Raw genomic sequence first — 25,159 nt, forward strand, 5'->3', positions numbered from 1 at the left:
GGACGGCGTCAAAAAGTTGTCATATGGATCGACAATTCTGACACAGAATGGATGGGGTTGACGTTGTATCTATGCCTTGGCGGCGGATGGCACCCGTGCAACCCGCACACCGCTGCGGCCAGGGTCTGACCCCGTACGGGGTCAGACCCTTTCGTTCGGTGTGCTTTTTTTGCGCGCGAAAAAAAGCCCGCTTGGAGAGCGGGCTTTTCTGACTTAGTCGACTTCGACCGTTTCCGGTGGCGGCGCCGGCGCCGCGTCCGGCGGTTCCGGGAACTCCAGCTTGACCACGTCCTTGTCGTCCAGATCCACGGTGACCTTGCCGCCGGTGACCAGGCGGCCGAACAGCAGCTCGTCGGCCAGCGCCTTGCGGATCATGTCCTGGATCAGGCGCGACATCGGACGCGCGCCCATCAGCGGATCGAAGCCCTTCTTCGCCAGGAAGCTGCGCAGCTTCTCGGTGAACACGGCTTCCACCTTCTTCTCGTGCAGCTGCTCTTCCAGCTGCATCAGGAACTTGTCCACCACGCGCAGGATGATCTCCTGATCCAGCGCACGGAAGCTGATGATCGCATCCAGACGGTTGCGGAACTCCGGCGTGAACATGCGCTTGATGTCGCCCATCTCGTCGCCGGCCTGCTTGGTCGTGGTGAAACCAATAGTCGACTTCTGCAGCGACTCGGCGCCCGCGTTGGTGGTCATGATGATGATCACGTTGCGGAAGTCGGCCTTGCGTCCGTTGTTGTCGGTCAGCGTGCCGTGGTCCATCACCTGCAGCAGGATGTTGAAAATGTCCGGGTGGGCTTTTTCAATCTCATCCAGCAGCAGCACCGTGTGCGGCTTCTTGGTGATGGCCTCGGTCAGCAGGCCGCCCTGGTCGAAACCAACGTAGCCCGGCGGCGCGCCAATCAGGCGCGACACGGCGTGACGCTCCATGTACTCCGACATGTCGAACCGCACCAGCTCGATGCCGAGGATGAAGGCCAGCTGCTTGGCCACCTCGGTCTTGCCGACGCCGGTCGGACCGGAGAACAGGAAGGAGCCGATCGGCTTGTCGGTCTTGCCCAGGCCGGCGCGCGCCATCTTGATGGCCGATGCCAGCGCTTCGATCGCCGGGTCCTGGCCGAACACCACGTTGCGCAGGTCGCGGTCGATGGTCTGCAGCTTGCTGCGGTCGTCCTGGTTGACGGTCTGCGGCGGGATGCGCGCGATCTTGGCGATGATGTCCTCGATCTCGGTCTTGCCGATGGTTTTCTTCTGCTTCGACTTCGGCAGGATGCGCTGGGCCGCGCCCGCCTCGTCAATGACGTCGATCGCCTTGTCCGGCAGATGACGGTCGTTGATGAAGCGCGCCGCCAGCTCGGCCGCCGTCGACAGCGCCGACGACGAGTACTTGACGCCGTGGTGCTCCTCGAAGCGCGACTTCAGGCCGCGCAGAATCTGCACGGTCTGCTCGACGGTCGGCTCGTTGACGTCCACCTTCTGGAAGCGGCGGCTCAGCGCGTGGTCCTTCTCGAACACGCCGCGGAATTCCGTGAACGTGGTGGCGCCGACGCACTTCAGCTGGCCATTGGCCAGGGCCGGTTTCAGCAGGTTGGACGCGTCCAGCGTGCCGCCCGACGCCGAGCCGGCGCCGATGATGGTGTGGATCTCGTCGATGAACAGGATGCCGTTGGGATTGTCCTTCAATTGCTTGAGGACCGCCTTCAGGCGCTGCTCGAAATCGCCGCGGTACTTGGTGCCGGCCAGCAGCGCGCCCATGTCCAGCGAATACACGACGGCATTCGACAGGATCTCCGGCACGTCGCCCTGGGTGATGCGGTAGGCCAGGCCCTCGGCGATGGCGGTCTTGCCGACGCCAGCCTCGCCCACCAGCAGCGGATTGTTCTTGCGGCGGCGGCACAGGATCTGGATCACGCGGTCCACTTCCTCTTCGCGGCCGATCAGCGGATCGATCTTGCCGTCGGCGGCCGATTTGTTGAGGTTCTGGGTGAACTGGTCAAGCGGGCTTTCCTTGCTCTGGCCCTCGCCGGCCGGCGCGCCCTCCTCCACGCCCTCGGACGCCTTGGCGGTGTCCGACTGCTGGTCCTTGCGCACGCCGTGCGAGATGAAATTGACCACGTCCAGGCGGGTCACGCCCTGCTGGTGCAGGTAGTACACCGCGTGCGAGTCTTTCTCGCCGAAGATGGCCACCAGCACGTTGGCGCCGGTGACTTCCTTCTTGCCATTCGACGCCGACTGCACGTGCATGATGGCGCGCTGGATCACGCGCTGGAAACCGAGCGTCGGCTGGGTGTCGACCTCGCCCGTGCCGGGCACGGTCGGGGTGTTGTCACCAATAAAATTGGTGAGCGTTTTGCGCAGATCTTCAATGTTGACGGCGCATGCGCGCAACACTTCGGCGGCCGAAGGGTTGTCCAGCAAGGCCAGCAGCAAGTGCTCCACCGTGATGAATTCGTGGCGCGCCTGTCGGGCCTCGACAAACGCCATGTGCAAACTGACTTCCAATTCCTGCGCAATCATACTTCCTCCATCACGCACTGCAGGGGATGCCCCGCCTTGCGCGCATGCGTTAAAACAAACTCCACTTTGGTACAGGCTATATCTTTAGAGAACACGCCGCACACTCCTTTGCCGTAGCGGTGAACACTGAGCATTATTTGCGTGGCTGTTTCACGGTCTTTGTTGAAATACTCCTGAATGATCGCTACCACGAACTCCATCGGCGTGTAGTCGTCATTGAGCAACGCCACCTGGTACAACGGTGGCGGCTTCAGCGTTTGCCGCTCCAAGAGGGTTTCGGTGTCATGCTTGGTTGCCATACGCTTATATTCTAATGCTTTCGGGGTTGATGCAATGTGCATTTCACTGCACATCTCCAATTGTTTTCCATCTTACGCGCTTTCTGAACTTGACGCAGATGGCGCCCCATTCCGCAAAATCAAGAGTTGCATCTTCGCCAATCGTGGGAAAAGTAGCAAAATGCATACAAATCTGCTTGACTTTCAAAATTGGTCCGCTAACAATGCGTTTATCGGCTTCGTGCAGAAATGTACACGTTGATAAGAAGTGGGCGTGAGGAGAGGGGCAAGAAGCTTCTTGCTTTTATGGCTCGTGTGATCTGTTTTAATTTAGAAAGTTCTTTTTATGGCAACTGGTACTGTTAAGTGGTTCAATGATTCCAAAGGTTTTGGCTTCATCACTCCAGATGACGGCGGCGAAGATTTGTTCGCTCACTTCTCCGCAATCAACATGAACGGTTTTAAGACCCTGAAAGAAGGTCAAAAAGTTCAGTTCGAAGTCACGCAAGGCCCTAAAGGCAAGCAAGCTTCCAACATCCAGTCGGCTTAATTGTTGAGCCTACCGATGTAAAAAACCTCGCGCCGCGAGGTTTTTTTTCGTCTGCGCTGTTGTACAGCCCACACAGCTATCAAGCCGACATCTGCTCGATCATGACCTCGCCAAAGCCCGAGCACGACACCTGCACGGCGTTTTCCATCAGGCGCGCGAAATCGTAGGTGACGCGCTTGGAGGCGATGGCCTGCTCCATCGATTTGATGATCAGGTCGGCCGCCTCGGTCCAGCCCATGTGGCGCAACATCATCTCGGCCGACAGGATCATCGAGCCCGGGTTGACATAGTCCTTGCCGGCGTACTTCGGCGCGGTGCCGTGGGTGGCCTCGAACATCGCCACCGAGTCCGACATGTTGGCGCCCGGCGCGATGCCGATGCCGCCCACCTGCGCGGCGGTCGCGTCCGAAATGTAGTCGCCGTTGAGGTTGAGCGTGGCGATGACGCTATACTCGGCCGGGCGCAGCAGGATCTGCTGCAGGAAGGCATCGGCGATCGAGTCCTTGATGATGATGTCGCGCCCGGTCTTCGGGTTCTTGACCTTGCACCACGGGCCGCCATCGATCAGCTCGGCGCCAAACTCCTTCTGCGCCAGCGCGTACGCCCAGTCGCGGAAGCCGCCCTCGGTGTACTTCATGATGTTGCCCTTGTGGACGATGGTGACCGACGGCTTGTCATGGTCGATGGCGTACTGGATGGCCTTGCGCATCAGGCGCTCGGTGCCCTCCACCGACACCGGCTTGATGCCCAGGCCGGAGGTTTCCGGGAAGCGGATCTTGTTGACGCCCAGTTCCTTCAGCAGGAAGTCCATCAGGCGCCTGGCGCCCTCGGAGCCCTGCGCGAACTCGATGCCGGCGTAGATGTCTTCCGAGTTCTCGCGGAAGATGGCCATATTGGTTTTTTCCGGCTCCTTCAGCGGCGACGGCACGCCGGTGAAATAGCGCACCGGACGCAGGCAGACATACAAGTCCAGTTGCTGGCGCAGCGCCACGTTGAGCGAGCGGATGCCGCCGCCCACCGGCGTGGTCAGCGGGCCCTTGATCGACACCACGTAGTCGCGTACCGCCGCCAGCGTCTCTTCCGGCAGCCAGACGTCGGGACCGTACAGCCGGGTCGATTTCTCGCCGGCGTAGATCTCCATCCACTTCAGCTGACGGCTGCCGCCGTAGGCCTTGGCCACCGCCGCGTCCACCACTTTGCGCATCACCGGCGAGATGTCGCGGCCAGTGCCGTCCCCCTCGATGTAGGGAATGATCGGGTTATCTGGTACATTCAGGGAAAAATCCGCGTTGACGGTGATTTTCTGGCCGTCCGCCGGTACTTTGATATGTTGGGACATCGTGGTTCTCCGAAAGGAATATTCTTGGTCTTCTATAAGATATAAGACGTTTGTGCCATTATGTGTCGAGGCATCAAAGTTTTCAAGCCTACACCATTTTCCGTTTTCGATAATGCCCCTGATTTTATTTAACAAGCCTTTCCACGTGCTGTGCCAATTTTCAGCGCAGGACGGCAAGGCCACGCTGGCCGACCATCTGTCCATCCCCAACATCTACCCGGCTGGCCGGCTCGACTACGACAGCGAAGGCCTGATGCTGCTGACCGACGACGGCAAGCTGCAGCACGCCATCGCCCATCCCGATCACAAGGAGGCCAAGGTGTACCTGGTGCAGGTGGAAGGCGTGGCGGACGCGGCGGCGCTGGCCAGGCTGCAGGCGCCGCTTGATCTGGGCGATTTTGTCACCCAGCCGTGCAAGGCGGTGCGCATCGCCGAGCCGGAATGGCTGTGGCCGCGCAACCCGCCGATCCGCCAGCGCGCCGACCAGCCGACCAGCTGGCTGGCGATCACGCTGCAGGAGGGCAAGAACCGCCAGGTGCGGCGCATGACGGCGGCGGTCGGCCTGCCGACGCTGCGGCTGGTGCGCACGGCGATTGGCGGGGTGTCGCTGGCCACGCATCCGTTGCTGCCGGGGGAGTGGATGGAAGTCGATTCAGCCGATTTGCGGCGCTGACTTTCACCCCGGCACGGCGCTCCGTCGCGGGGTCTGACCCCGTACGGGGTCAGACCCCTCTATCGGTTCGGGGTGGAAACGACAAAGCCCGCGCCGGACGAACCGGAGCGGGCTCCTTGCAAAACTTCGCGAACGAAATTAAGCCGACAGCGCTTTCAGGGCAGCTGCCAGGCGGCTCTTGTGGCGAGCGGCCTTGTTTTTGTGGATGATCTTCTTGTCAGCGATGCTGTCGATGGTCGACACCGAAGCTTGGAAGATGGTCGTCGCAGCAGCTTTGTCACCAGCCTGGATCGCTTTACGCACTGCCTTGATAGCGGTACGCAGGGTCGAACGCTGAGCCGAGTTGTGAGCGTTTTGCTTAACTGCTTGACGAGCGCGTTTACGCGCTTGTGCGGTATTTGCCATGAAATTTCCTAAATCAGGTAAATGATGCGTTTGCAAACATTATTGTTTGCCAACACAGGTACGTTCAGGTTGCGATGAGAGCGAACCGTGTGAGTCAAACTACTGCTTGCCAAACAATAATGTCTGCGCAACAGAATTTTGTACAGCCTGTGATTATAGCGATATTTTTCAGCAGGAGCAACTATAATCACGTCCCATGAACTTGCTCAAAACCCTCGCTGCCATCTCCAGCATGACCATGTTGTCCCGCATCACGGGACTGTTACGCGAAATCCTGATTGCCCGCGCCTTTGGCGCCGACGCCCTCACCGACGCCTACAACGTCGCCTTCCGCATCCCCAACCTGCTGCGCCGGCTGTTTGCCGAGGGCGCCTTCTCGCAAGCCTTCGTGCCGATTTTAGCGGAATACAAGAACCAGCAGGGCCAGGAGGCCAGCAAGCGGCTGGCCGATCACGTGGCCAGCACGCTGGTGTGGGTCACCGTGGCCACCAGCCTGATTGGCATCATCGCCGCGCCGCTGTTCCTGCTGCTGGTGGCCCCCGGCCTCGACAAGGATCCCGAAGCCTTCCACGCCGGCGTGTGGATGACGCGCGTGATGTTCCCCTACATCGCCTTCATGGCCTTCGTGGCGCTGGCCGGCGGCATTTTGAACACCTGGAACGAATTCAAGGTGCCGGCCTTCACACCGGTGCTGCTGAATATCGCGTCGATCCTGGCCTCGCTGTTTTTACAACAGCACCTGGCGCAGCCGATCTACGCCATGGCCATCGCCGTGTTCGTGGGCGGCTTGCTGCAGGTGGCGATCCAGATTCCGGCGCTGATCCGCATCGGCATGCTGCCGCGGCTGTCGCTGAACCCGGCCAGCGGCCTGGCCGATCCCGGCGTGCGGCGCGTGCTGAAAAAGATGGGGCCGGCGGTGTTCGCGGTGTCGGCCGCGCAGATCAGCTTGCTGATCAACACCAATATCGCCTCCGGCCTGCAGGAAGGCAGCATCTCGTGGCTGACCTACGCCGACCGCCTGATGGAATTCCCGACCGCGCTGCTGGGCGTGGCGCTGGGCACGATACTGCTGCCCAGCCTGTCCAAGGCCAACACCAAGGGTGACCGCGAGGAATATTCGTCGCTGCTGGACTGGGGCCTGCGCCTGACCTTTTTGCTGGCCATGCCGGCCGCGGTCGGCATGGCGCTGCTGGCCGAGCCGCTGATCGCCACGCTGCTGCAATCGGGCAAATTCACCGCCGAGGCGGTGCACATGTCGGCGCGGCCGCTGATGGCCTACGCGGCCGGCCTGCTGGGCATCATCCTGGTCAAGACGCTGGCGCCGGCCTTCTACGCGCAACAGGACATCCGCACCCCGGTCAAGATCGCCATCGGCGTGCTGATCGCCACCCAGGTGATGAACTATTTCTTCGTGCCGCAGCTGGCGGTGGCCGGCCTGGCGCTATCGATCGGCATGGCGGCCTGCCTCAACGCCGGCTTTTTGTACACCGGCCTGCGCAAGCGCGGCATCTACCGCCCGCAGCCCGGCTGGCCGCTGTTCTTCGTCAAGCTGGTGATCGCCTGCGCCGTGATGGCGGCGGTGGCGTGGCTCGGCGCCCGCCAGTTCGACTGGATCGGCATGCAGGGCCAGTCGCTGCTGCGACTGGGCGCGCTGTTGCTGGTGGTGGGCGGCTGCGGCGTGGTGTACTTCGGCGTGCTGCTGCTGCTGGGCTTCCGGCTGGGTGACTTCAAGCGCATCGTCCGCTAGACGGCAGGCACAAAAAAGCCGGGGTTCGCGCAGCGCGAAACCCCGGCCTACCCTTATGAATCTGCAACCGCTGACGTCAGACCTTGCCTTTCGCCTTGCGGCGCGCAATTGCCCCGACCAGCGCCAGACCACCCAGCATCAGGCCATAGGTCTCAGGCTCTGGCACTGGCAGCGCCGAGACTGTGGCAACGTAGCTGGTATTCAGCGCCGTGGTGGTGCCCCAGATGTGGATCGTGTAAGTCCCCACGCCCAGGCCGCCCTTCCAGCTCAGGCTTTGCTGGGAGTCATCTGCGCTCGTCGTCGGCCCCGTAAAGCTGCCATGGCCGACCAGCTCGCCACCAAAGCCGGTGATTGCCTTGCTCGGAGCTGCGAAGGTTTGCAGCGCCCCGAACGAGCTGAGCGAATCGGTCGCCAGCGTGAAAGTGATCGTATCGTAGAAATAGCCGATAGCGGAATGCTTGATGCTTTGGCCAGTGGAGTCAAACGTCGTTGGATCCAGGGATCCCAAGTCTACCGTAGCAGCAGAAGCCCCAAAGGACGCAGCCGCCAGCAGCGCGCCTCCGATGTATGTTTTTAGTTTCATGTCGAGTTCCTTGCAGTTCAATCGTGGCATACAGCCACACCAGGGTTAATCGGATACTACAGGAACTAGACTATCGCAAAATCGCGCGGAAATCTTAAAGATTTTCTATTGAGACTTAACCAAAATTAACTTTTTTCGCCAGGTAAAATGAAAAGATCCACGGTGCAATTTTGGAGCGGAAAAACACCTCTGCGACATCGTTGTGCATCCGGGGCGGCGTCGCAACAAAAATTTAACCAACCGCAATTAAATAGTTCTTTCGGCAACATTGTGTAGAATGAAGCGGCCAGCAAACGTGCTGTTTTGTGCAGTTGCACCGGCTGGCCAATTTAATTCCCTATTGCATTGATATATTCCAAAGGATAATTTTTATTTTTTTTATATCGAATCGTAGCGATAAAACAACAATCTGCTAAAAGTGCGGCATTTGCGCTCCTAACGCGCATACGGTGCGGCCAGCGGGTCGCCAATAAACAGGCCTTGGGCGGGCCATGCGACGCTTTTCCAATAGGCCTCAATGGCGCTGTCGCCATTCAGGTAATGACGCAACAAGACCAGCGAGTTAGGGAACTTTTCCCAGTAGTTGCATGGTTCGGAGACGGTGCCATAACTGGCGGTGGCCCCGGCTTCCAGCCAGCGCAAGCTGCTCATCTGCGCATCGCTGAGCAAATCACCGCCGGTCGAGGTCAGGTGATCGGCCAGCGCCCCGGGCAGAAAGTGCAGCGTGTCCAGTTTCGATACCTTGACGAGTCCGGTGTGATAGAGCATGACGTCCTGTGCCCCTTCTAGCACGTCAGCGTTCATGGTCTTGATGGTCAACTCTTTTGCTTTGACCACGCCGGAGGGCGGGAAGTAACGTGCGCGCGAGCTGCGCGCCCGATCACTGGTATTGAGAAAATAGGCGGTGGCGGAGGGCAGTCGCAAATAGCGGGTGGCGCCGCGTGTAATCACCGCACTGGCAAGTTCGACCGATTCGGTCGGCATCAGCATGCTGAGCCTGACGCCACCTTCGGCGTAGGACCGGCTTTCGCCGCCATTGAAATAGGCGCTGGGCCGGCCCGGGCCGCACGGCTTGTTGCACTGCGCAGCGTCATAGCCCAGCGAGAACGCCGCAGTGATCGAGTTGCATTCCACCGCATAGGGGGCGGTCCACACCATCAGCACCGCCTCGATGCCGGGCGCCAGTTGGGCATCGATCTGTTTTTTGAGCGCCGCGAACTCGTCGCTGGTCAAGCGCCGCTGGCGCGGTGGCAACCTGACGTGCACCACGTTGGCCGCCGGCACCTGGTGCGCATCGCGATACAAGGCAGCGATCGCCACGCTGTTGGGCTCATTGTCATTGACCACCAGCGCCAGTTGCGCCGGCGATAGCGGAGTACCGGCCCAAGCCGGCGCGCAGCACCAGCAATACACCAACACCATCAAAAAAATCCGCAACACGCCCTCCCCTTCGCTCCGCGATCAATTCACCGCATCTTACTGCAAAAGACCAGGTTCCCTATGAAAAAAGCCGAGCCCGTGCAACACGGAACTCGGCTTCGGAACACTGCGGATTCAACTCACGCAGCGCGTTTTAACGCCACGGCTTCAGGCGGCTTGCTTGGCTTTGCGGCGACCCACGAAACCAATCATGCCCAGACCAGCCAGCAGCATGGCATAGGTTTCCGCTTCTGGCACTGCGGTCACGTTCAAGCTACCAGCATACGAGCCGCCGGACTTGCTGAGCACCTGCCCCGTCACTTTCAAGTAGTAGTTACCAGCTTGCAGGGTCGCATCTGCGGGCAAGGTCCACCAATCATCCGTTTTCGGACTATCCGAGCCCGGCACCCTGTTGATACCGCCGATGACCAGCGCGTTGGTGCTGGCATCGTAAATACCGAACGAACCAATATAAACGTCTTGGGTACGGGTCCATGGCGCCGACACCGAGGCTGCGGCTCCGGCAGGGCCGCCCACGGTGAAGGTGTAGGAATCGCTAAAAGTTTTGTTGAGACCAGTATTGAAATTATTACCAAAGGTCGAAGTGAACCCACCCTCGCTATCGCTCTTGATGACCAGCGGTTGCCAAGTTGACGGCAGCGAGCCAACAGGAGTAGGGATGGCAGCAAATGCGGCTTGGGAAGTCAGACCGGCACCAGCCAGCAGGGAAACTACGAGCAACGACCTCGCAATATTTTTCATTTTTAGGTTCCTTCGCGTCGGGAAAGCGTTAAGAAATTGAGGAAAATTAGAATTCGTTAAACCACTGGAACGTATAGTAGCACGGAATCATCGAGAATTACCAAAACAATATTCAAGTTTCCTTTTTCGAAACATATTGCCGATATTTCTCTCCGCCGTGCGACCCCGCTCACGCCCGCTGGTAGACGTCTTCGATCCTCACAATATCGTCCTCGCCCAAGTAGCTGCCCGACTGAACTTCGATCAGATGCAGGGGCAATTTGCCTGGATTTTCCAGTCGGTGAGTCATACCGATCGGAATGTAGGTCGATTGATTTTCGGACAAAAGTGTTACCGTTTCGCCACACGTCACGCGTGCAGTGCCGCTCACCACCACCCAATGCTCGGCGCGGTGATGGTGCATTTGCAGCGACAACTTGCCGCCCGGATTGACGGTGATGCGCTTGACCTGGAAACGCTCGCCCATGTCGATGCCCTCGTACGAGCCCCACGGACGATAGACGCGGGTATGGTGCAAGTGCTCGGTACGTCCTTGCGTCTTCAGGTGGTCAACCACCTGCTTGACGCGCTGCACCTGGTCCTTGTGCGCCACCAGCACGGCATCGGCGGTCTCCACCACCACCAGGTCCTGCACCCCCACCAGCGCGACGATGCGGCTTTCCGCGCGCACCAGACTGTTGCTGACGCCGTCAAGGTAGACGTCGCCGCGCGTGGCGTTGCCGGCCGCGTCGCGCGCCTGCACCTCCCACAGCGCCGACCACGAGCCGACATCGCTCCAGCCGATATCGGCCGGCACCACCACCGCGTGGCGGGTATGCTCCATGACGGCGTAGTCGATCGAATCGGACGGCGAGGCGGCAAAGGCGGTCTCTTCCAGGCGACAGAAGTCGAGGTCGCGGTAGCCCTCGCGCACGGCCTTCTCGGCAGCGGCGTTCATGGCTGGCTGCAGCGCCTGCAGTTCAGTGATGTAGGTGGCGGCGCGGAACAGGAACATGCCGCTGTTCCAGTAATAACCGCCCTCGGCCAGGAACGACTCGGCCGTCTCCTGGTTCGGCTTTTCCACGAAGCGCTCGACCTGGTAGCCGCCGCTGGCGCCCACCGCCGCGCCGCGGCGAATATAGCCGTAGCCGGTTTCCGGCGCGGTCGGCACCACGCCGAACGTCGCCAGCGCGCCGTCATTGGCCAGCGCGGCGGCATTCAGGATGGCCGCATGGAAGGCGTCGCGGTTCTCGATCACGTGGTCGGCCGGCAGCACCAGCATCACCGCCTCCGGGTCCAGCGCGGTCAGGTAGTGGGCGGCGGCGGCCACCGCCGGCGCGGTGTTGCGGCCCACCGATTCGAGCAGGATGCCCAACGGGGCGATCCCGGCCGCGCGCAGTTGCTCGGCCACCAGGAAACGGTGTTCATTGCCGCAGACGATCAGCGGCGCCTGCATTTCGGGCCAGTCCTTCAGGCGCAGCACCGTGTCTTGCAACATCGTGCGCTCGCTCACCAGCGGCAGCAGTTGCTTGGGCAGCACGGCGCGCGACAGCGGCCACAGACGGGTACCGGCCCCGCCAGACAAAATTACCGGATAAATTTTCATGCGACTTCCTCTTTCTTATAAACGTTGCTGTCGGCCTCAGTACGGCGCTTGTTGCGGCGGTCGCGCGCATTGGTCCACTCGTCGCGGCTGTACTCGGAGACGTGTTTCATCTCGCCGGCGCGGTTGACACTGTAATCTTTGAACACGATCATTTCCTCCAGCCTTACATCGTGTAACACACGGGTGTATTCAAACAGCACGCTGCGCACCACCTCGGCGCCCTTGCACAAATGGCTGCCGTGGCCGATCCAGGTCGGGCCGACGATGGTGGTGCCGGCCTCGATCTTGCAGCCGGAGCCGATGTAGACCGGCCCTTCGATGGTGGTGCCCTCCCAGTCGATGCTGGTGTTCAGCCCGACCCACAGGCCATCGGCCAGCTGGATGCCGGGCACGTCCATGTGCGCCACCTCGCCCATCATCACGCTCTGCGACACTTCCCAGTAATCCTTGACGCTGCCGATGTCGATCCAGTTGAAGGTGCGGTTCTGCGCATAGAACGGCAGGCCTTTCTCGGCCAGCAGCGGGAACAGCTCGGAACCGATGTCGAACACCGTGTCGGCCGGAATCAGGTCCAGCACCTCGGGCTCGAAAATATAAATGCCGGTGCTGGCGAAGTTGGACAGCGCCTGTTCGCGGCTCGGTTTTTCCTGGAACTGCTTGATGCGGCCATCCTTGTCGCTGACCACCACGCCATAGCTGGACACCTTGTCCCAAGGCACCTCGCGGCAGATGACCGTGGCCAACGCGCCTTTGCGGCGGTGTTCGAACAGCGCCGACTTGATATCCAGGTTGATCACCGCGTCACCGCACAGCACGATGGTGGTCTCGTCGAAGAAACCGCCGAATTGCTGGATCTTCTTCATCCCGCCGGCCGAGCCCAGCGCCTGCGGCACCACTTCGCCCTTATCGTTGGTGTAGCCCTCGAACGAATAGCCGATCTGTACGCCGTACTGGTGGCCCTCGCCGAAATAGTCCTCGATTTTTTCATGCAGATAGCTGACGTTGACCATGATCTCGTTGACGCCATACTTCGCCAGATGCTCGATCAGGTAAGCCATCACCGGCTTGCCCAGGATGGGAATCATCGGCTTGGGCAAATCGTAAGTGAGCGGACGCACCCGGGTACCTTTACCTGCCGCCAAAATCATCGCTTTCATAGTTACCCCTTTTCACATGTTTATAAATCGCAGCAGGGATACCTGCTCGACGCGCGCCTCCACTCGTGCCTCTGGACATGGACACAATGGCAACTATACCAGCAATCCAATCGTGCTCGATATTATTTAAATAACATTTCGCAGCAATTTTATCTGTATCCGCAAGGAATATGTTGGCGGACGCCTTCTTAGTGAGCAGCAATTCGCAAGCGTTGCAGCCCCACCACAGGCATTTTGCGGCATTTGCCTCCAACCGAGCCCTCCGCGCCGCGCAAGGTCGCGCATCCGCGCATCCGCCGCCCACCGCACGCAAAATCGGCCACGCCCCCGATTCTCCTATGAAGCCGCGACAGGGACCGGGACAGCGGTTTGCCAGGCTGTCTAGCGCAAAAAACATGTGTGTGATGCATCTCTCCAGATGGACACAATGGCACGCCAATGCTATCCTGCCATCAAACGTCTAAAACCTCATCCCAACGGCCTCAAAAGCCGCTTACGCCCGTATCCACGTGTGTATAATTGTTCCTATGGTGCATTTTTTCTTGCCTGATTTGACCTAGGAGTAAGCAATGTTGACCCGTTTCCCGACCAACCACCGTGGTTGGAAATACAGCCTGCCTTTGGCTGCCACCATCGTGCTGGCCGCCTGCGCTCAGGCACAGACCACAGACACCACCACCACCACCCGAACCTACGGTACGCACACGACGCCATTCGCGGCCAATTCGCTGTGGAACTCGCGCCCGGTGAACCCGGTGTTCGACAATTCCTTCGTGATCCCGAAGTCGCTGTATTACCCTTCGATCAGCAACACCGTGTACTCCACCGGCGCCTTCAAGGCGGTGGCGTCCGATCCGGCAGTGACCGTCTATCCCCTGACCGACCAACCCGGCGTGTGGGACCCGGATGCCGAGGCCAACCGCCCCACCGTGGTGATTCCGCACTGGCCGGCCGATGTGGCCCCGGCCACCGGCGGTGACGGCCACGCCGACATCATCGACACCACCACCAACATCGTCCACTCGTTCTGGAAGCTGCAAAAGGGCACCGACGGCAAATGGCGCGCCCGCACCTACGCCTGGACCAAGCTGACGGGTTCCGGCTGGGGTGATCCGGCGCACTACTACCAAGGCGCGCGCGCGGCCGCCGTGCCGCCAACCGGTGGCCTGATCCGCAAGGAGGAGGTCAACGACGGCGACACGATGTTCCGCCACGCGCTGGCGCTGTCGCTGACCTTCAACGCGCTGTCGCCGAACCCGGCCTACGTCTACCCGGCCACCTCGGCCGACGTCTACGCGGCCAACCGCAACAGCGGCAAGATCCCGGAAGGCGCGCTGCTGATGCTGCCGCCGGACTATGACACCAGCACCATTGTCAGCCCGATCCTGCGCAAGATCGCCAACACCCTGAAGACCTATGGCGGCTATGTGATCGACCAGAACGACGGCACCCCGTACGCCATCTACGCGGAAATCGGCTCGAACATCGCGCTGCACCAGCCGAAGTGGGATCCGGTCGCGGCGGCCGAACTGGAGCGCATCCGCCTGGGCCTGCGCATGGTCAAGGCCACCCAGTTCATCAGTGGCGACGGCAAGCAGTTCACCTCGGTGCCAACCACCGCCGTCAACACGCTGTCGATGCGCGGCCCGTGGGTGCTGAAGTCCGGCCCGACCCTGGGCACGTTTGACACGCTGCGCCAGGCAGTGGTGTTCCCGTCGACCACGGTGCCGATCGTGCAAAACAATCCAAGCAACCGCAGCCTGGGCGGCGTCAGCTGGGCCTTGCCAGCGGCGAACACCACCCAGCGCCTGACCGCCATCACCACCGGCGGTGGCAAGATCCGCTTGCAATTGACGGTGGACAACAAAGTGGTGGCCGACACCGGCGAACTGGCCAATGGCGCCTCGGCGCGGCTGGTATGGCCGGCCAACGCCAAAACCGTGCTGTGGGCCATCAGCGGCACCGGCGGCCCATCGACCGTCAGCGGCACCTTGGTAAGGGTGGCCAACTGACCACCTGACGCACCGCAGCAAAAATAACGAAACGCAGCCAATCTTGGTGTAATATACACAAATTGGCTGTTTTTCTTTACTTTTTGCAAGGACGTTAGATGATCGATTGGGTGACCGGGCTACTCGCCATCCTGCTGGGCGTGTTGTTGATCCCCGTGCTGGTGCTGTTCACCCAATCCATGCTGGCGCTGCTGCCAGCGCGCCCGGCGGCGGCACCGACCGGGCGCCGGCCGCGCAGCGCCATCCTGATTCCCGCCCATAACGAAGCCGGTGGCATCGCCGCCACCCTCGCCACCGTGCTGCCGCAACTGCAGGACGGCGACCGCGTGCTGGTGATCGCCGACAACTGCAGCGACCAGACCGCGGCCATCGCGCGCGCCGCCGGCGCCGAGGTCTGCGAGCGCCAGCATCTCACCGAACGCGGCAAGGGCTATGCGCTGGATTTCGGCATGCGCCAGTTGCGCGCCGACCCGCCCGAGGTGGTCATGATCGTCGACGCCGACTGCCTGCTCGGCGCGGGCGCGATCGACCGCCTGGCGCGCCAGACGCTGGCGCGCGGCCGGCCGCAGCAAGCGTTGTACCTGATGCACGCGCCAGCCGGCAGCGGGGTGCTGAAAAAAGTCGCCGAGTTTGCCTGGGTGGTGAAGAACCAGGTGCGGCCGCTCGGCTTTCTGCGCCTCGGCCTGCCCTGCCAGCTGATGGGCACCGGCATGGCCTTCCCCTGGGCGCTGATCAGCGCCGCGCCGCTGGCCAACGGCCATATCGTCGAGGACATGAAGCTGGGCATGGACCTGGCCCGCGCCGGCCATGCGCCGCAGTTCTGCCCCGAGGTGTGCGTCACCAGCAGTTTCCCGACGTCCAATAGCGGCACCGACAGCCAGCGCACGCGCTGGGAGCACGGCCATCTGAGCATGATCGGCGCCGTCCCGCGGCTGCTGCTCGGCGCCGTGGGCCACGCCGACCGCGGCATGCTGGGTCTGGCGCTGGACCTGTGCGTGCCGCCGCTGGCCCTGCTGTGCCTGCTGATGCTGGCGGCCACCGCCCTCACCCTGCTGTTTGCCCTGCTGAGCGGCGCGGTGCTGCCGCTGGCGCTGGCCGCGCTCGGCCTGCTGCTGACCGGCGCCGCCGTGCTGGCCGCGTGGTGGCGCCATGGCCGCCACCTGCTGCGCGCGCGCGATCTGGCGACCGCGCTGCTGTACATGCTGCGCAAGATTCCGCTGTATCTGCGCTTTGTGATCAACCGCCAAGTCGAATGGGTGAGGTCGAAACGTGACACTGAAAAATAAGCACGAGGCGCTGACCAGCGTCGTCACCGATTTCCAGCGCGATGTCCACTGCCTGCTCGGGCTGCCGTTTGACGCGCTCGATCTGCGCCAGGCGCAACAGGCCGTGCTGGACGCCATCGGCGCCGACCGGCGCTGCTTTTTCTCCACGCCGAACCTGAATTTCCTGATCGGCTGCCTGGACGACGCCGCCTTCCGCAACTCGGTGATCCGCTCCGACCTGTCGCTGGCCGACGGCATGCCCATCATCTGGATCGCGCGCCTGCTCGGCGTGCCGCTGCGCGAACGCGTGGCCGGCTCGACACTGTTCGAGTTGCTGCGCCAGCAGCAGGCGCAGCCGCTGCGGGTGTACTTCTTCGGCGGTCCCGACGGCGTCGCCCGCCAGGCCGCCGACGCGCTCAATGCCGCGCCCGGCGCGATGCGCTGCGTCGGCTCCTGCTCGCCCGGCTTTGGCAGCACCGAGGCGCTCAGCAGCGACGCCATGATCGACGACATCAACGCCAGCGGCGCCGACCTGCTGGTGGTGGCGCTGGGCGCCAAGCGCGGCCAGGCCTGGATCGAATACAACCTGCCGCGCCTGCGCGCGCCGGCGGTCAGCCACCTCGGCGCCGTGCTCAACTTCGTGGCCGGCACCATCACGCGCGCGCCGTCGCGCGTGGGCAACCTCGGCCTGGAATGGCTGTGGCGCATCAAGGAGGAGCCGGCGCTGTGGCGCCGCTACCGCGACGATGGCACGCGCATGCTGCGCCTGCTGCTGACGCGGGTGCTGCCGGCGCTGTGGCACGGCTGGCGGCAACGCCGGCGCGGCGTGCGCCAGGCGCCGCGCGCCGACCTGGCCAGCGTGGCCGGGCACTACCGCCTGACGCTGGCCGGCGACTGGCACGCCGGCGCACTGGCGCCGCTGCGCGCGCTGCTGGACCAACTGAACCACCAGCCCGGCCCGCTCAGCGTCGACATGGCCGCCGTCAGCAGCGTCGACAGCGCCACGCTGGGCCTGCTGTTGCTGTTGTACGGCCACCAGCAGCGCTGCCGCCAGCCGTTCGCGCTGGGTCCGTGCGCCCCGGCCGTGACGCGGGCGCTGCGCCTGGCCTGCGTCGATTTCCTGGCGGCGCCCGGCGTGCCGTCCGCACCTTTTTAACAAGGAGTCCTGATGAAGATTCTGGTAACCGGCGGCGCCGGTTATATCGGTTCCCACACCACCGTGGAGTTGCTGCTGGCCGGCCATGAGGTGGTGGTGCTGGACGACCTGTCCAACAGCGAGGCCAGTGTCATCGACCGCATTGCCGGCATTTGCGGCCGCGCGCCGGTGTTTGCGCACGCCGACCTGCGCGACCGCGCGCTGCTGGAACAGCTGTTCACCGAGCACCGCTTCGACGCGGTGATCCATTTCGCCGGCCTCAAGGCCGTGGGCGAATCGGTGGCCGAGCCGCTGCGCTACTACGACGTCAATCTCTACGGCAGCCTGGTGCTGCTGCAAACCATGGCCCGGCACCAGGTGCACACGCTGATCTTCAGTTCCTCGGCCACCGTGTATGGCGATCCCGACAGCGTGCCCATCGACGAGAGCGCGCCGTTGCGCGCCACCAATCCCTATGGCCGCTCCAAGCTGATGATCGAGGACATGCTGCGCGACCAGGCGCGCGCCGCGCCGACGTGGCGCATCGCCCTGCTGCGTTACTTCAATCCGGTGGGCGCGCATGAAAGCGGCCTGATCGGCGAGAATCCGCGCGGCATCCCCAACAACCTGCTGCCCTTCATCGCCCAGGTGGCCGACGGCCGGCGCCAGCGCCTGGCGGTGTTCGGCAACGACTACCCGACCCCGGACGGCACCGGCCTGCGCGACTACATCCACGTGGTCGACCTGGCGCTGGGCCACGTCAAGGCGCTGCAGCGGCTGGCCGACGCCCCCGGCGTGCAGACCTACAACCTCGGCACCGGCGCCCCCAGCAGCGTGCTGCAGATGGTGCGCGCCTTCGAGCGTGCCAGCGGCCGCGCCATTCCCTACGACATCCTGCCGCGCCGCCCGGGCGACATCGCCAGTTGCTACGCCGCCACCGGGCGCGCCGAGCGCGAACTGGGCTGGAAAGCCACGCGCGGCGTCGAGCAGATGTGCGCCGACGCCTGGCGCTGGCAAAGCTATCTGATGGCGCAGGGCGCCGCGGAGGCGCCATGATCCTCAACGCCACCGCGCTGGCGCCGGGCGCCAACAGCGCGCGCACCACGGTGTGCATCGTCGGCGCCGGCGCCGCCGGCATCACGCTGGCCTGCGAGCTGGACGGCAGCGGCATCGAGGTGCTGCTGCTGGAGGCCGGCGGCTATGTGGCCGACCCCGCGGTGGACGACGATTATGTCGGCCAGGCGCGCGCGCCGCACCCGCCCACCACCCAGTTCCGCCGCTCGGTGCTGGGCGGCACCACCGGCATCTGGGGCGGGCGCTGCGTACCGTTCGACCCGATCGACTTCGAGCGGCGCGACTACATCGCCGACAGCGGCTGGCCCATCCCCTACCAGGAGGTGGCGCGCTACTATCCGCGCGCGCTGGCGTACTGCGACGCTGGCGCGGACGAGTTCAGCGTGGCCGAGGCCCTGCCCGGCGCCCGCCCGACGCTGGCCGACCTGCGGCCCAACCCGGTGCTGCTCAGCGATCGCATTGAGCGCTACAGCCTGCCCACCGACTTCGGCAAGCGCTACCGCGCCAAGCTGGCCGCCTCGACCAACGTCACCACGCTGCTGTACGCGCGCTGCGTCGGCCTGCAACGCGCCCCCGGCAGCGAACGCATCGGCGCGGTCGAGGTGGTGGACCAGGCCGGCCGCCGCCTGCACATCGCCGCCGACACGGTGGTGCTGGCCACCGGCGGCATCGAGGTGCCGCGGCTGCTGTTCCAGTCCGACCCCGAGGGCCCCGGCCTGGGCAACCACAACGACCTGCTGGGCCGCTACTACGCCTGCCACTTTGAAAACACCTGCGGCCGCGTCGTGCCCGGCCAGCCCGGCACGCCGTTCCAGTTCGAGAAGACCCGCGACGGCGTGTACGCGCGCCGCAAGCTGCAGTTCAGCGACCAGACGCAGCGCGAGCAGCGCCTGCTCAACACCGCGTTCCGCCTGCATTTCCCCGAATACTCGGACGCGCGCCACGGCAGCGCCGTGATGTCGGCCATCTTCCTGGCCAAGTCGGTGCTGCTGCCCGAATACCGCGCCATCCTGCAGCACAGCGGCGCGCCGGCCGCCACCTCGGGCCGCGCCGCCCACCTGCGTAACGTCGCCTGCGGCCTGCCGGCGCTGGCCACGTTCGGCGCCCAGTGGCTGTTCCTGCGCGTGCTGGCGCAGCGCAAGCTGCCGTACACGCTGGTGCCCAACGCCGACGGCAGCTTCCCGCTGGAATTCAACTGCGAGCAGACGCCGCTGGCGTACAGCCGCATCACGCCGAGCCGCGAACGCGACCGCCACGGCATGCGCCGCGTCGAGGTCGACTGGCGGGTCAGCCAGGACGACCTGGACGCCGCCTACCGCGGCTTCGGCGTGTTGCGTCAGGCGCTGCAGCAACACTCCGGCAGCCGCCTCGACTACGATGACGAGCAACTGCGCGCGCGCCTGGCCGGCTCGGTGCCGCTGGGCGGCCACCACATTGGCACGGCGCGCATGGCCGACAGCCCGCGCCACGGCGTGGTCGACACCCATTGCGCGCTGTTCCAGTGCCCCAATCTGTACCTGGCCAGCGCCGCCGTGTTCCCCACCAGCAGTCACGCCAACCCGACCCTGACCATCGTCGCGCTGGCGCTGCGGCTGGCCGATCACCTGCGCGCGCAGCGGGCGGCGCCATGAGCGGCGCCGTCCGCCGCGCCGGCGCGCCGGCCCAACTGAATGGCATCCAGCTGTTGCGCTTTGTCGCCGTGTTCCTGGTGCTGGCTTCGCACATTGTGCTGGAAATCTGGCGCCGCTACGCCGACGACGGCCGCTACCACTTCTGGCACGAGTTCGGGCCGATGGGGGTCGACATTTTCTTTGTCATCAGTGGTTTCGTCATCACCATCTCCACCCTCAAGCTGGAGCCAGGCGGCGCCGCTGCCGCCTGGCTGTTCTGCAAGCGGCGCCTGATCCGCATCGTGCCGATGTACTGGTTCTACACCGGCCTGAAGGCGGCGCTGATCGTCGGCGTCGGCTCGCGCGCCTTCCCGGCCGGGCTCGATCCGCGCTTTTTGCTCGAGTCGCTGCTGTTTTTCCCGGTGGTCAATCCGGCTGGCCAGCGCCTGCCGGTGCTGGAGTCGGGCTGGACGCTGAGTTTCGAAATGTTGTTTTACGCCGCCTTCGCGCTGGCGCTGTGGCGGCGCCTGCCGCCGTTGCGCTTCAGCCTGGTGCTGCTGGGCGGTCTGCTGTTCGTCAGCCAGTTCCTGCGCGACTACCTGTGGTTTGACTTTTTCGGCCGCAGCCTGCTGCTGGAATTCCTGCTGGGCGGCCTGATCGCGCGGCTGTGGGTGCGCGGCCTGACGCTGCCGCCGGCGTTGCCGCCGCTGCTGCTGCTGGTGTCGCTGGTGTGGCTGTTCTGGCCGGCCAAGCCGGACGGCCTGGACCGCCTGCTGACGGTCGGCCTGCCGTCGGCCCTGCTGGTCATGTCCATGGTCTGGCTGGAGCGCCATGCGCTGGTGGCGCGCGTCTGCGCCCGCTTCAAGCTGCTGGGCGACGCCTCGTATTCGGTGTACCTGTCGCACGGCCTGCTGGTGCCGGCCATGTTCATGGTGCTGCAAAAAGCCGGGGTCCAGAACACCGCCGTGGTGTTCGCGCTGACCCTGGCCGGCGCGTTGGCGCTGGGGTGCGTGCTGTACCTCGCACTGGAGCAGCCGCTGACCGCGCGCCTCAACCGGCGCTGGGGCGCCGCCGGTCCGGCGACGCCGGCGGCAGCGGCGGCCCGGCCTCCGGAAACCATGCAAAAAGAATAGCAAACATGTAAAAAAAATACACACGACTTGGTGATTCTATGCAAAAATTCCACTATGCTGCACCGCACTATGGCACCAGTCGCCGTGGGTCCAAACTCTTCGGTTAATGTATCGCTCCGGGACCGGCCGCGCGCCGCGACGGTCCCTTCACCACGCAAAGGAACTACATGAATATCACGATTATCGGCTCCGGTTACGTCGGTCTGGTCACCGGCGCTTGCCTGGCCGAACTGGGCAACAATGTCTTCTGCCTCGACGTCGACCAGCGCAAGATCGACATTCTCAACAACGGTGAAGTGCCGATCTACGAGCCGGGCCTGAAGGAAATCATCCAGCGCAACCGCGCGGCCGGCCGCCTGCAGTTCTCCACCGACGTGGCCGCCAGTGTGGCGCACGGCGACGTCCAGTTCATCGCCGTCGGCACCCCGCCGGACGAGGACGGCTCGGCCGACCTGCAGTACGTGGTGGCCGCCGCGCGCAACATCGGCCGCCACATGACCGGCTACAAGGTCATCGTCGACAAGTCGACGGTACCGGTCGGCACCGGCGAGAAGGTGCACGCGGCCATCGCCGCCGTGCTGCAGGAGCGCCCCGACGCCGGCGCCAGCTTCACCGTGGTGTCGAACCCGGAATTCCTCAAGGAGGGCGCGGCGGTGGACGACTTCATGCGCCCTGACCGCATCGTCATCGGCGTCGACGACGACGAGGCCGGCCGTCAGGCCAAGGAACTGATGCGTGAGCTGTACGCCCCGCTCAACCGCAACCACGAGCGCGTGCTGTACATGGACGTGCGCTCGGCCGAATTCACCAAGTACGCCGCCAATGCCATGCTGGCCACCCGCATCTCGTTCATGAACGAGATGGCCAACCTGGCCGACCGCCTGCAGGTCGACATCGAGCACGTGCGCAAGGGCATCGGCTCCGATCCGCGCATCGGCTTCAGCTTCCTGTACTCCGGCACCGGCTACGGCGGCTCGTGCTTCCCGAAAGACGTGCAGGCGCTGGTGCGCACCGCCGCCGAGTACGGCCAGGACCTGCAGATTCTGGGTGCGGTGGAAGCGGTCAATGACCGCCAGAAAGCCATCCTGGTGGAAAAAATCGTCGCCCGCCTGGGCCAGGACCTGAGCGGCCGCCACTTCGCGCTGTGGGGCCTGGCGTTCAAGCCCAACACCGACGACATGCGCGCCGCCCCGAGCCGGGTGATCATCCGCGCCCTGCTGGAGCGCGGTGCCAGCGTCACCGCCTACGATCCGATCTCGATGGAGGAAGCGCAGCGCGTGATCGCGCTCGACCTGGAGGACCTGGCGCCGGCGCAGCGCCGCATCCGCTACGCCGAACAGGCCATGGACGCGCTGGATGGCGCCGACGCGCTGGTCATCGCCACCGAATGGAAGCAGTTCAAGAGCCCGGACTTTGCCGCGCTCAAGGACGCGCTGTCGCAGCCGCTGATCTTCGACGGCCGCAACCTGTACGAACCGGCGGCCATGCGCAAGCTGGGCATCGAGTACCTGGCGGTCGGCCGCGCCTGACGCCAGCGGCGCCGGCCGCGGCCGGCGCATTTTTTTCTTGCTTTCCTGAGGTTACGCCGCTCCATGTCCGCCATCTCCAACGCCCGCTGGATCCTGATTTCGCAGGGCGCCCGCACGCTGCTCCAGTTGACCAGCCTGACCGTGCTGTCGCGTCTGCTGCCGCCGTCCGAATACGGGCTGATGGCCATGGCCACCGTGGTCATCAATTTCGCCAACCTGCTGCGCGACATGGGCACGGCGGCGGCGGTGGTGCAGAAACAGGAACTGACCGACCAGACCACCAGCACGGTGTTCTGGCTGAACATCGGTCTGGGCCTGGCGCTGGCGCTGGGCCTGCTGGCGCTGTCGCCGCTGATCGCCAGCCTGTTCCACGCGCCGCGGCTGATGCCGGTGCTGTGGGTGTTGGCGCTGGTGTTTCCGATCACCAGCAGCGGCGCCGTGCACCAGGCGCTGTTCGAGCGCGCCTCGGGCTTCCGCCTGCTGGCGCGGATCGAGGTGGTGGCGGCCGGCAGCGGCCTGGCGCTGGCCATTGTGCTGGCCTGGCTGGGCTGGGGCGTGTATAGCCTGGCGCTGCAGGCGCTGGCCACCGCGGTGATCGCCACCGGCCAGCTGTGGCTGGCGAGCCGCTGGCGCCCGCTGCGGCTGTGGGACCGGGCCGAGTTCCGCCAACTGCTCGGCTTCAGCGGCCACCTGACCGGCTTCACCTTCATTAACTATTTCGCCCGCAACGCCGACGCCATGATCATCGGCCGCGTGCTCGGCTCGATGCCGCTGGGGATATACTCGCAGGCGTACAAGGTCATGATGTTCCCGCTGCAAAGCATGACCTACGTGGCCAGCCGCGCGCTGTTCCCGATCATGAGCCGCCAGCAGCACGACAAGCCGCAGATGGCGCGCCTGTACTTCCGCTCGGTGGGCGTGATCGCCACGCTGACGGCGCCGCTGATGGCCGGCGTCTGGCTGCTGCGCGCGCCGTTCATCGACATCATGCTGGGCCCGCGCTGGGCCGAGGTCGGCACGGTGCTGGCCTGGCTGGCGCCGGTCGGCTTCATCCAGTCGCTGACCAGCACCATCGGCACCGTCTTCATGGCCACCGGCCGCACCGACATCCTGATGAAACAGGGCCTGATCAGTACCGTGCTGCTGGTGTCCTCGTTCCTGATCGGGGTGCGCTGGGGCATCAACGGGGTGGCGGCCTGCTATTGCGCCGCCAACGTGCTGAACCTGCTGCCGTGCTTCTACTACACGCTCAAGGAACTCAACTGCGGCGTCGGCGACCTGTTGGCCGCCGTGTGGAAGCCGGTGCTGTTCGCGCTGCTGATGACGGCGCTGCTGTACCCGCTGGTTGAAATGCTGCGCTCGCAACAGAGCGCGGTGCTGGTGGAGCTGTTGCTGCCCTCGCTGGTCGGCATGCTGATCTTCGGCGCCCTGATCCTGGCCTTCTCGCGCTCGCTGTTGCAGGACCTGAAAAAACTGATGGGCGCGCGCTAGCGCCCGCCTCCTTCCGAAGAGACTATGGCCCCGCTCGTTACTATCTTCATCCCCACCAAAAACCGCCTGCCGCTGCTGCGGCGCGCCGTCCACTCCATCCTCGGGCAGACGGTGCGCAACCTGGAGCTGATCGTGGTGTCCGACGGCGCCACCGACGGCACGCCGGAGTTCGTCGACAGCGTGCGCGGCGACATCCCGGTGCGCCTGATCCACAACGAACAGTCGCGCGGCGCCTGCGCCGCCCGCAACCAGGCGCTGGAGATGGCCAGCGGCGAGTTCGTCACCGGCCTGGACGACGACGATTTCTTCATGCCGCACCGCATCGAGCGCTTCCAGCAGCACTGGGCGCGGCTGGAGCAGGACGGCACGCGCTTTTCCTGCCTGTTCGACACCTGCATCGTCGACGACGGCCGGCGCGTGTACGTCAACAACCCGAGCCCGATCGTCGACAGCGCCATGCTGCGACGCGGTAACGCGATCGGCAACCAGGTCTACACCCGCCGCAGCGACCTGATCGCCGCCGGCATGTACGACCCGCAAATGCCGGCCTGGCAGGACTGGGAAACCTGGGTGCGGCTGGTGGACCGCGGCGGGCCGGCCATCAACATCCGCTCCAACACCTATTTCATGGACGTGTCGCACGAGTTCGAACGGATCACCGCGCGCTCCGGCGACAAAATCCACCAGGCCGCGCGCCTGTTCTACCAGAAGCACTGCAGCCCGGCCGACGCCGGCGGCGTGCTGCTGTCGATGTCCGGTTATCCGCAGGTCGAACTGACCGCGCGCGACCTGCTGCGGCTGCTGCTGGAGGCGCAGTTGCGCCCGGTCGCGCGCAAGCTGGTGCGCGGCAAATACACGCTCTCGTTGAACAACTCGCTCACCCGCTAGGTCC

The 25,159-nt window shown here is 64.0% G+C and carries 21 protein-coding genes; 12 read left to right on the forward strand and 9 right to left on the reverse strand.

Annotated features, from left to right (window positions below; all coding sequences use genetic code 11):
* Positions 1-213 precede the first annotated feature (213 nt).
* Together clpA and clpS are read right to left on the reverse strand one after the other, a co-directional pair.
* The gene (gene clpA, locus FHW58_RS16665; protein WP_179674290.1) at positions 214-2,520 is read right to left on the reverse strand and encodes an ATP-dependent Clp protease ATP-binding subunit ClpA; all 2,307 of its coding nucleotides are present in this window, start codon (positions 2,518-2,520) and stop codon (positions 214-216) included.
* Positions 2,517-2,819 carry an ATP-dependent Clp protease adapter ClpS gene (clpS, locus tag FHW58_RS16670; RefSeq protein ID WP_008446470.1) on the reverse strand — a complete coding sequence of 101 codons (303 nt, stop codon included), beginning with the start codon at positions 2,817-2,819 and terminating at the stop codon, positions 2,517-2,519. Before clpS ends, clpA begins: the two co-directional genes overlap by 4 nt.
* Positions 2,820-3,144: 325 nt before the next feature.
* Between clpS and FHW58_RS16675 the strand changes: the two genes are divergently transcribed.
* On the forward strand, positions 3,145-3,348 hold the full coding sequence (locus FHW58_RS16675) for a cold-shock protein (protein ID WP_008446468.1): 204 nt from the start codon (positions 3,145-3,147) through the stop codon (positions 3,346-3,348).
* A gap of 79 nt (positions 3,349-3,427) precedes the next feature.
* Here the strand turns inward: FHW58_RS16675 and icd are convergent, their stop codons facing one another.
* Positions 3,428-4,687, reverse strand: a complete 1,260-nt coding sequence (gene icd, locus FHW58_RS16680) for an NADP-dependent isocitrate dehydrogenase (protein WP_179674291.1) — start codon at positions 4,685-4,687, stop codon at positions 3,428-3,430.
* 112 nt (positions 4,688-4,799) lie between these two features.
* On the opposite strand from icd, the gene FHW58_RS16685 reads away from it, so the two are divergent.
* Entirely contained in the window at positions 4,800-5,360 is a 561-nt protein-coding gene (locus tag FHW58_RS16685; protein ID WP_179674292.1) for a pseudouridine synthase, read from the forward strand.
* Between the two features lie 138 nt (positions 5,361-5,498).
* On the opposite strand, the gene rpsT is transcribed toward FHW58_RS16685, so the two are convergent.
* A complete protein-coding gene (gene rpsT / locus FHW58_RS16690) occupies positions 5,499-5,765 on the reverse strand; it encodes a 30S ribosomal protein S20 (RefSeq protein WP_055937377.1) in 267 nt (88 codons plus the stop codon).
* Between the two features lie 196 nt (positions 5,766-5,961).
* On the opposite strand from rpsT, the gene murJ reads away from it, so the two are divergent.
* Entirely contained in the window at positions 5,962-7,512 is a 1,551-nt protein-coding gene (gene murJ / locus FHW58_RS16695; protein ID WP_179674293.1) for a murein biosynthesis integral membrane protein MurJ, read from the forward strand.
* A 76-nt stretch (positions 7,513-7,588) separates the two neighbouring features.
* Here murJ and FHW58_RS16700 read toward each other — a convergent pair whose 3' ends face one another.
* The 5 genes from FHW58_RS16700 to FHW58_RS16720 all read right to left on the reverse strand — a co-directional run bounded on the left by FHW58_RS16700 (position 7,589) and on the right by FHW58_RS16720 (position 13,018).
* A complete protein-coding gene (locus tag FHW58_RS16700; protein WP_179674294.1) occupies positions 7,589-8,095 on the reverse strand; it encodes an FxDxF family PEP-CTERM protein in 507 nt (168 codons plus the stop codon).
* 435 nt (positions 8,096-8,530) lie between these two features.
* The gene (locus FHW58_RS16705; RefSeq protein ID WP_373996695.1) at positions 8,531-9,535 is read right to left on the reverse strand and encodes a TIGR03790 family protein; all 1,005 of its coding nucleotides are present in this window, start codon (positions 9,533-9,535) and stop codon (positions 8,531-8,533) included.
* 147 nt (positions 9,536-9,682) lie between these two features.
* Positions 9,683-10,276, reverse strand: a complete 594-nt coding sequence (locus tag FHW58_RS16710) for an FxDxF family PEP-CTERM protein (RefSeq protein ID WP_179674295.1) — start codon at positions 10,274-10,276, stop codon at positions 9,683-9,685.
* 169 nt (positions 10,277-10,445) lie between these two features.
* Complete coding sequence (locus FHW58_RS16715; RefSeq protein ID WP_179674296.1) at positions 10,446-11,861, reverse strand: mannose-1-phosphate guanylyltransferase/mannose-6-phosphate isomerase; 1,416 nt, start codon at positions 11,859-11,861, stop codon at positions 10,446-10,448.
* On the reverse strand, positions 11,858-13,018 hold the full coding sequence (locus tag FHW58_RS16720; protein WP_179674297.1) for a sugar phosphate nucleotidyltransferase: 1,161 nt from the start codon (positions 13,016-13,018) through the stop codon (positions 11,858-11,860). Before FHW58_RS16720 ends, FHW58_RS16715 begins: the two co-directional genes overlap by 4 nt.
* A gap of 569 nt (positions 13,019-13,587) precedes the next feature.
* Here FHW58_RS16720 and FHW58_RS16725 point away from each other — a divergent pair.
* The 9 genes from FHW58_RS16725 to FHW58_RS16765 all read left to right on the forward strand — a co-directional run bounded on the left by FHW58_RS16725 (position 13,588) and on the right by FHW58_RS16765 (position 25,155).
* Positions 13,588-15,030: an Atrophin-1 multi-domain protein gene (locus FHW58_RS16725; protein ID WP_179674298.1), complete on the forward strand. Its 1,443-nt coding sequence runs from the start codon at positions 13,588-13,590 to the stop codon at positions 15,028-15,030.
* Positions 15,031-15,128: 98 nt separating this feature from the next.
* A complete protein-coding gene (locus FHW58_RS16730) occupies positions 15,129-16,316 on the forward strand; it encodes a glycosyltransferase family 2 protein (protein WP_179674299.1) in 1,188 nt (395 codons plus the stop codon).
* Entirely contained in the window at positions 16,300-17,451 is a 1,152-nt protein-coding gene (locus tag FHW58_RS16735; protein ID WP_179674300.1) for a WecB/TagA/CpsF family glycosyltransferase, read from the forward strand. Before FHW58_RS16730 ends, FHW58_RS16735 begins: the two co-directional genes overlap by 17 nt.
* A gap of 12 nt (positions 17,452-17,463) precedes the next feature.
* Positions 17,464-18,486, forward strand: coding sequence for a UDP-glucose 4-epimerase GalE (gene galE, locus FHW58_RS16740; protein WP_179674301.1), 1,023 nt, complete (start codon positions 17,464-17,466; stop codon positions 18,484-18,486).
* Positions 18,483-20,135: a GMC oxidoreductase gene (locus FHW58_RS16745; RefSeq protein WP_179674302.1), complete on the forward strand. Its 1,653-nt coding sequence runs from the start codon at positions 18,483-18,485 to the stop codon at positions 20,133-20,135. The genes galE and FHW58_RS16745 overlap by 4 nt, the downstream gene beginning before the upstream one ends.
* Positions 20,132-21,247 (forward strand): acyltransferase, encoded by a 1,116-nt coding sequence (locus tag FHW58_RS16750; protein WP_179674303.1) that lies wholly within the window; start codon positions 20,132-20,134, stop codon positions 21,245-21,247. Before FHW58_RS16745 ends, FHW58_RS16750 begins: the two co-directional genes overlap by 4 nt.
* A 167-nt stretch (positions 21,248-21,414) precedes the next feature.
* Positions 21,415-22,776, forward strand: coding sequence for a UDP-glucose/GDP-mannose dehydrogenase family protein (locus tag FHW58_RS16755; RefSeq protein WP_179674304.1), 1,362 nt, complete (start codon positions 21,415-21,417; stop codon positions 22,774-22,776).
* 63 nt (positions 22,777-22,839) lie between these two features.
* The gene (locus FHW58_RS16760; protein WP_179674305.1) at positions 22,840-24,267 is read left to right on the forward strand and encodes an MOP flippase family protein; all 1,428 of its coding nucleotides are present in this window, start codon (positions 22,840-22,842) and stop codon (positions 24,265-24,267) included.
* A gap of 24 nt (positions 24,268-24,291) precedes the next feature.
* Complete coding sequence (locus FHW58_RS16765) at positions 24,292-25,155, forward strand: glycosyltransferase (protein WP_179674306.1); 864 nt, start codon at positions 24,292-24,294, stop codon at positions 25,153-25,155.
* Positions 25,156-25,159 lie beyond the last annotated feature (4 nt).

This window comes from Duganella sp. 1224, assembly GCF_013408245.1.
In the GTDB taxonomy this organism is placed as follows: Bacteria; Pseudomonadota; Gammaproteobacteria; order Burkholderiales; family Burkholderiaceae_D; genus Rugamonas.

What these genes read in the sequence shown, in the direction of transcription:
- clpA (WP_179674290.1), bottom strand. Translation starts at nt 2,520, where the DNA reads ATGATTGCGCAGGAATTGGAAGTCAGTTTGCACATGGCGTTTGTCGAG.
- clpS (WP_008446470.1), bottom strand. Translation starts at nt 2,819, where the DNA reads ATGGCAACCAAGCATGACACCGAAACCCTCTTGGAGCGGCAAACGCTG.
- FHW58_RS16675 (WP_008446468.1), top strand. Translation starts at nt 3,145, where the DNA reads ATGGCAACTGGTACTGTTAAGTGGTTCAATGATTCCAAAGGTTTTGGC.
- icd (WP_179674291.1), bottom strand. Translation starts at nt 4,687, where the DNA reads ATGTCCCAACATATCAAAGTACCGGCGGACGGCCAGAAAATCACCGTC.
- FHW58_RS16685 (WP_179674292.1), top strand. Translation starts at nt 4,800, where the DNA reads ATGCCCCTGATTTTATTTAACAAGCCTTTCCACGTGCTGTGCCAATTT.
- rpsT (WP_055937377.1), bottom strand. Translation starts at nt 5,765, where the DNA reads ATGGCAAATACCGCACAAGCGCGTAAACGCGCTCGTCAAGCAGTTAAG.
- murJ (WP_179674293.1), top strand. Translation starts at nt 5,962, where the DNA reads ATGAACTTGCTCAAAACCCTCGCTGCCATCTCCAGCATGACCATGTTG.
- FHW58_RS16700 (WP_179674294.1), bottom strand. Translation starts at nt 8,095, where the DNA reads ATGAAACTAAAAACATACATCGGAGGCGCGCTGCTGGCGGCTGCGTCC.
- FHW58_RS16710 (WP_179674295.1), bottom strand. Translation starts at nt 10,276, where the DNA reads ATGAAAAATATTGCGAGGTCGTTGCTCGTAGTTTCCCTGCTGGCTGGT.
- FHW58_RS16715 (WP_179674296.1), bottom strand. Translation starts at nt 11,861, where the DNA reads ATGAAAATTTATCCGGTAATTTTGTCTGGCGGGGCCGGTACCCGTCTG.
- FHW58_RS16720 (WP_179674297.1), bottom strand. Translation starts at nt 13,018, where the DNA reads ATGAAAGCGATGATTTTGGCGGCAGGTAAAGGTACCCGGGTGCGTCCG.
- FHW58_RS16725 (WP_179674298.1), top strand. Translation starts at nt 13,588, where the DNA reads ATGTTGACCCGTTTCCCGACCAACCACCGTGGTTGGAAATACAGCCTG.
- FHW58_RS16730 (WP_179674299.1), top strand. Translation starts at nt 15,129, where the DNA reads ATGATCGATTGGGTGACCGGGCTACTCGCCATCCTGCTGGGCGTGTTG.
- galE (WP_179674301.1), top strand. Translation starts at nt 17,464, where the DNA reads ATGAAGATTCTGGTAACCGGCGGCGCCGGTTATATCGGTTCCCACACC.
- FHW58_RS16745 (WP_179674302.1), top strand. Translation starts at nt 18,483, where the DNA reads ATGATCCTCAACGCCACCGCGCTGGCGCCGGGCGCCAACAGCGCGCGC.
- FHW58_RS16750 (WP_179674303.1), top strand. Translation starts at nt 20,132, where the DNA reads ATGAGCGGCGCCGTCCGCCGCGCCGGCGCGCCGGCCCAACTGAATGGC.
- FHW58_RS16755 (WP_179674304.1), top strand. Translation starts at nt 21,415, where the DNA reads ATGAATATCACGATTATCGGCTCCGGTTACGTCGGTCTGGTCACCGGC.
- FHW58_RS16760 (WP_179674305.1), top strand. Translation starts at nt 22,840, where the DNA reads ATGTCCGCCATCTCCAACGCCCGCTGGATCCTGATTTCGCAGGGCGCC.
- FHW58_RS16765 (WP_179674306.1), top strand. Translation starts at nt 24,292, where the DNA reads ATGGCCCCGCTCGTTACTATCTTCATCCCCACCAAAAACCGCCTGCCG.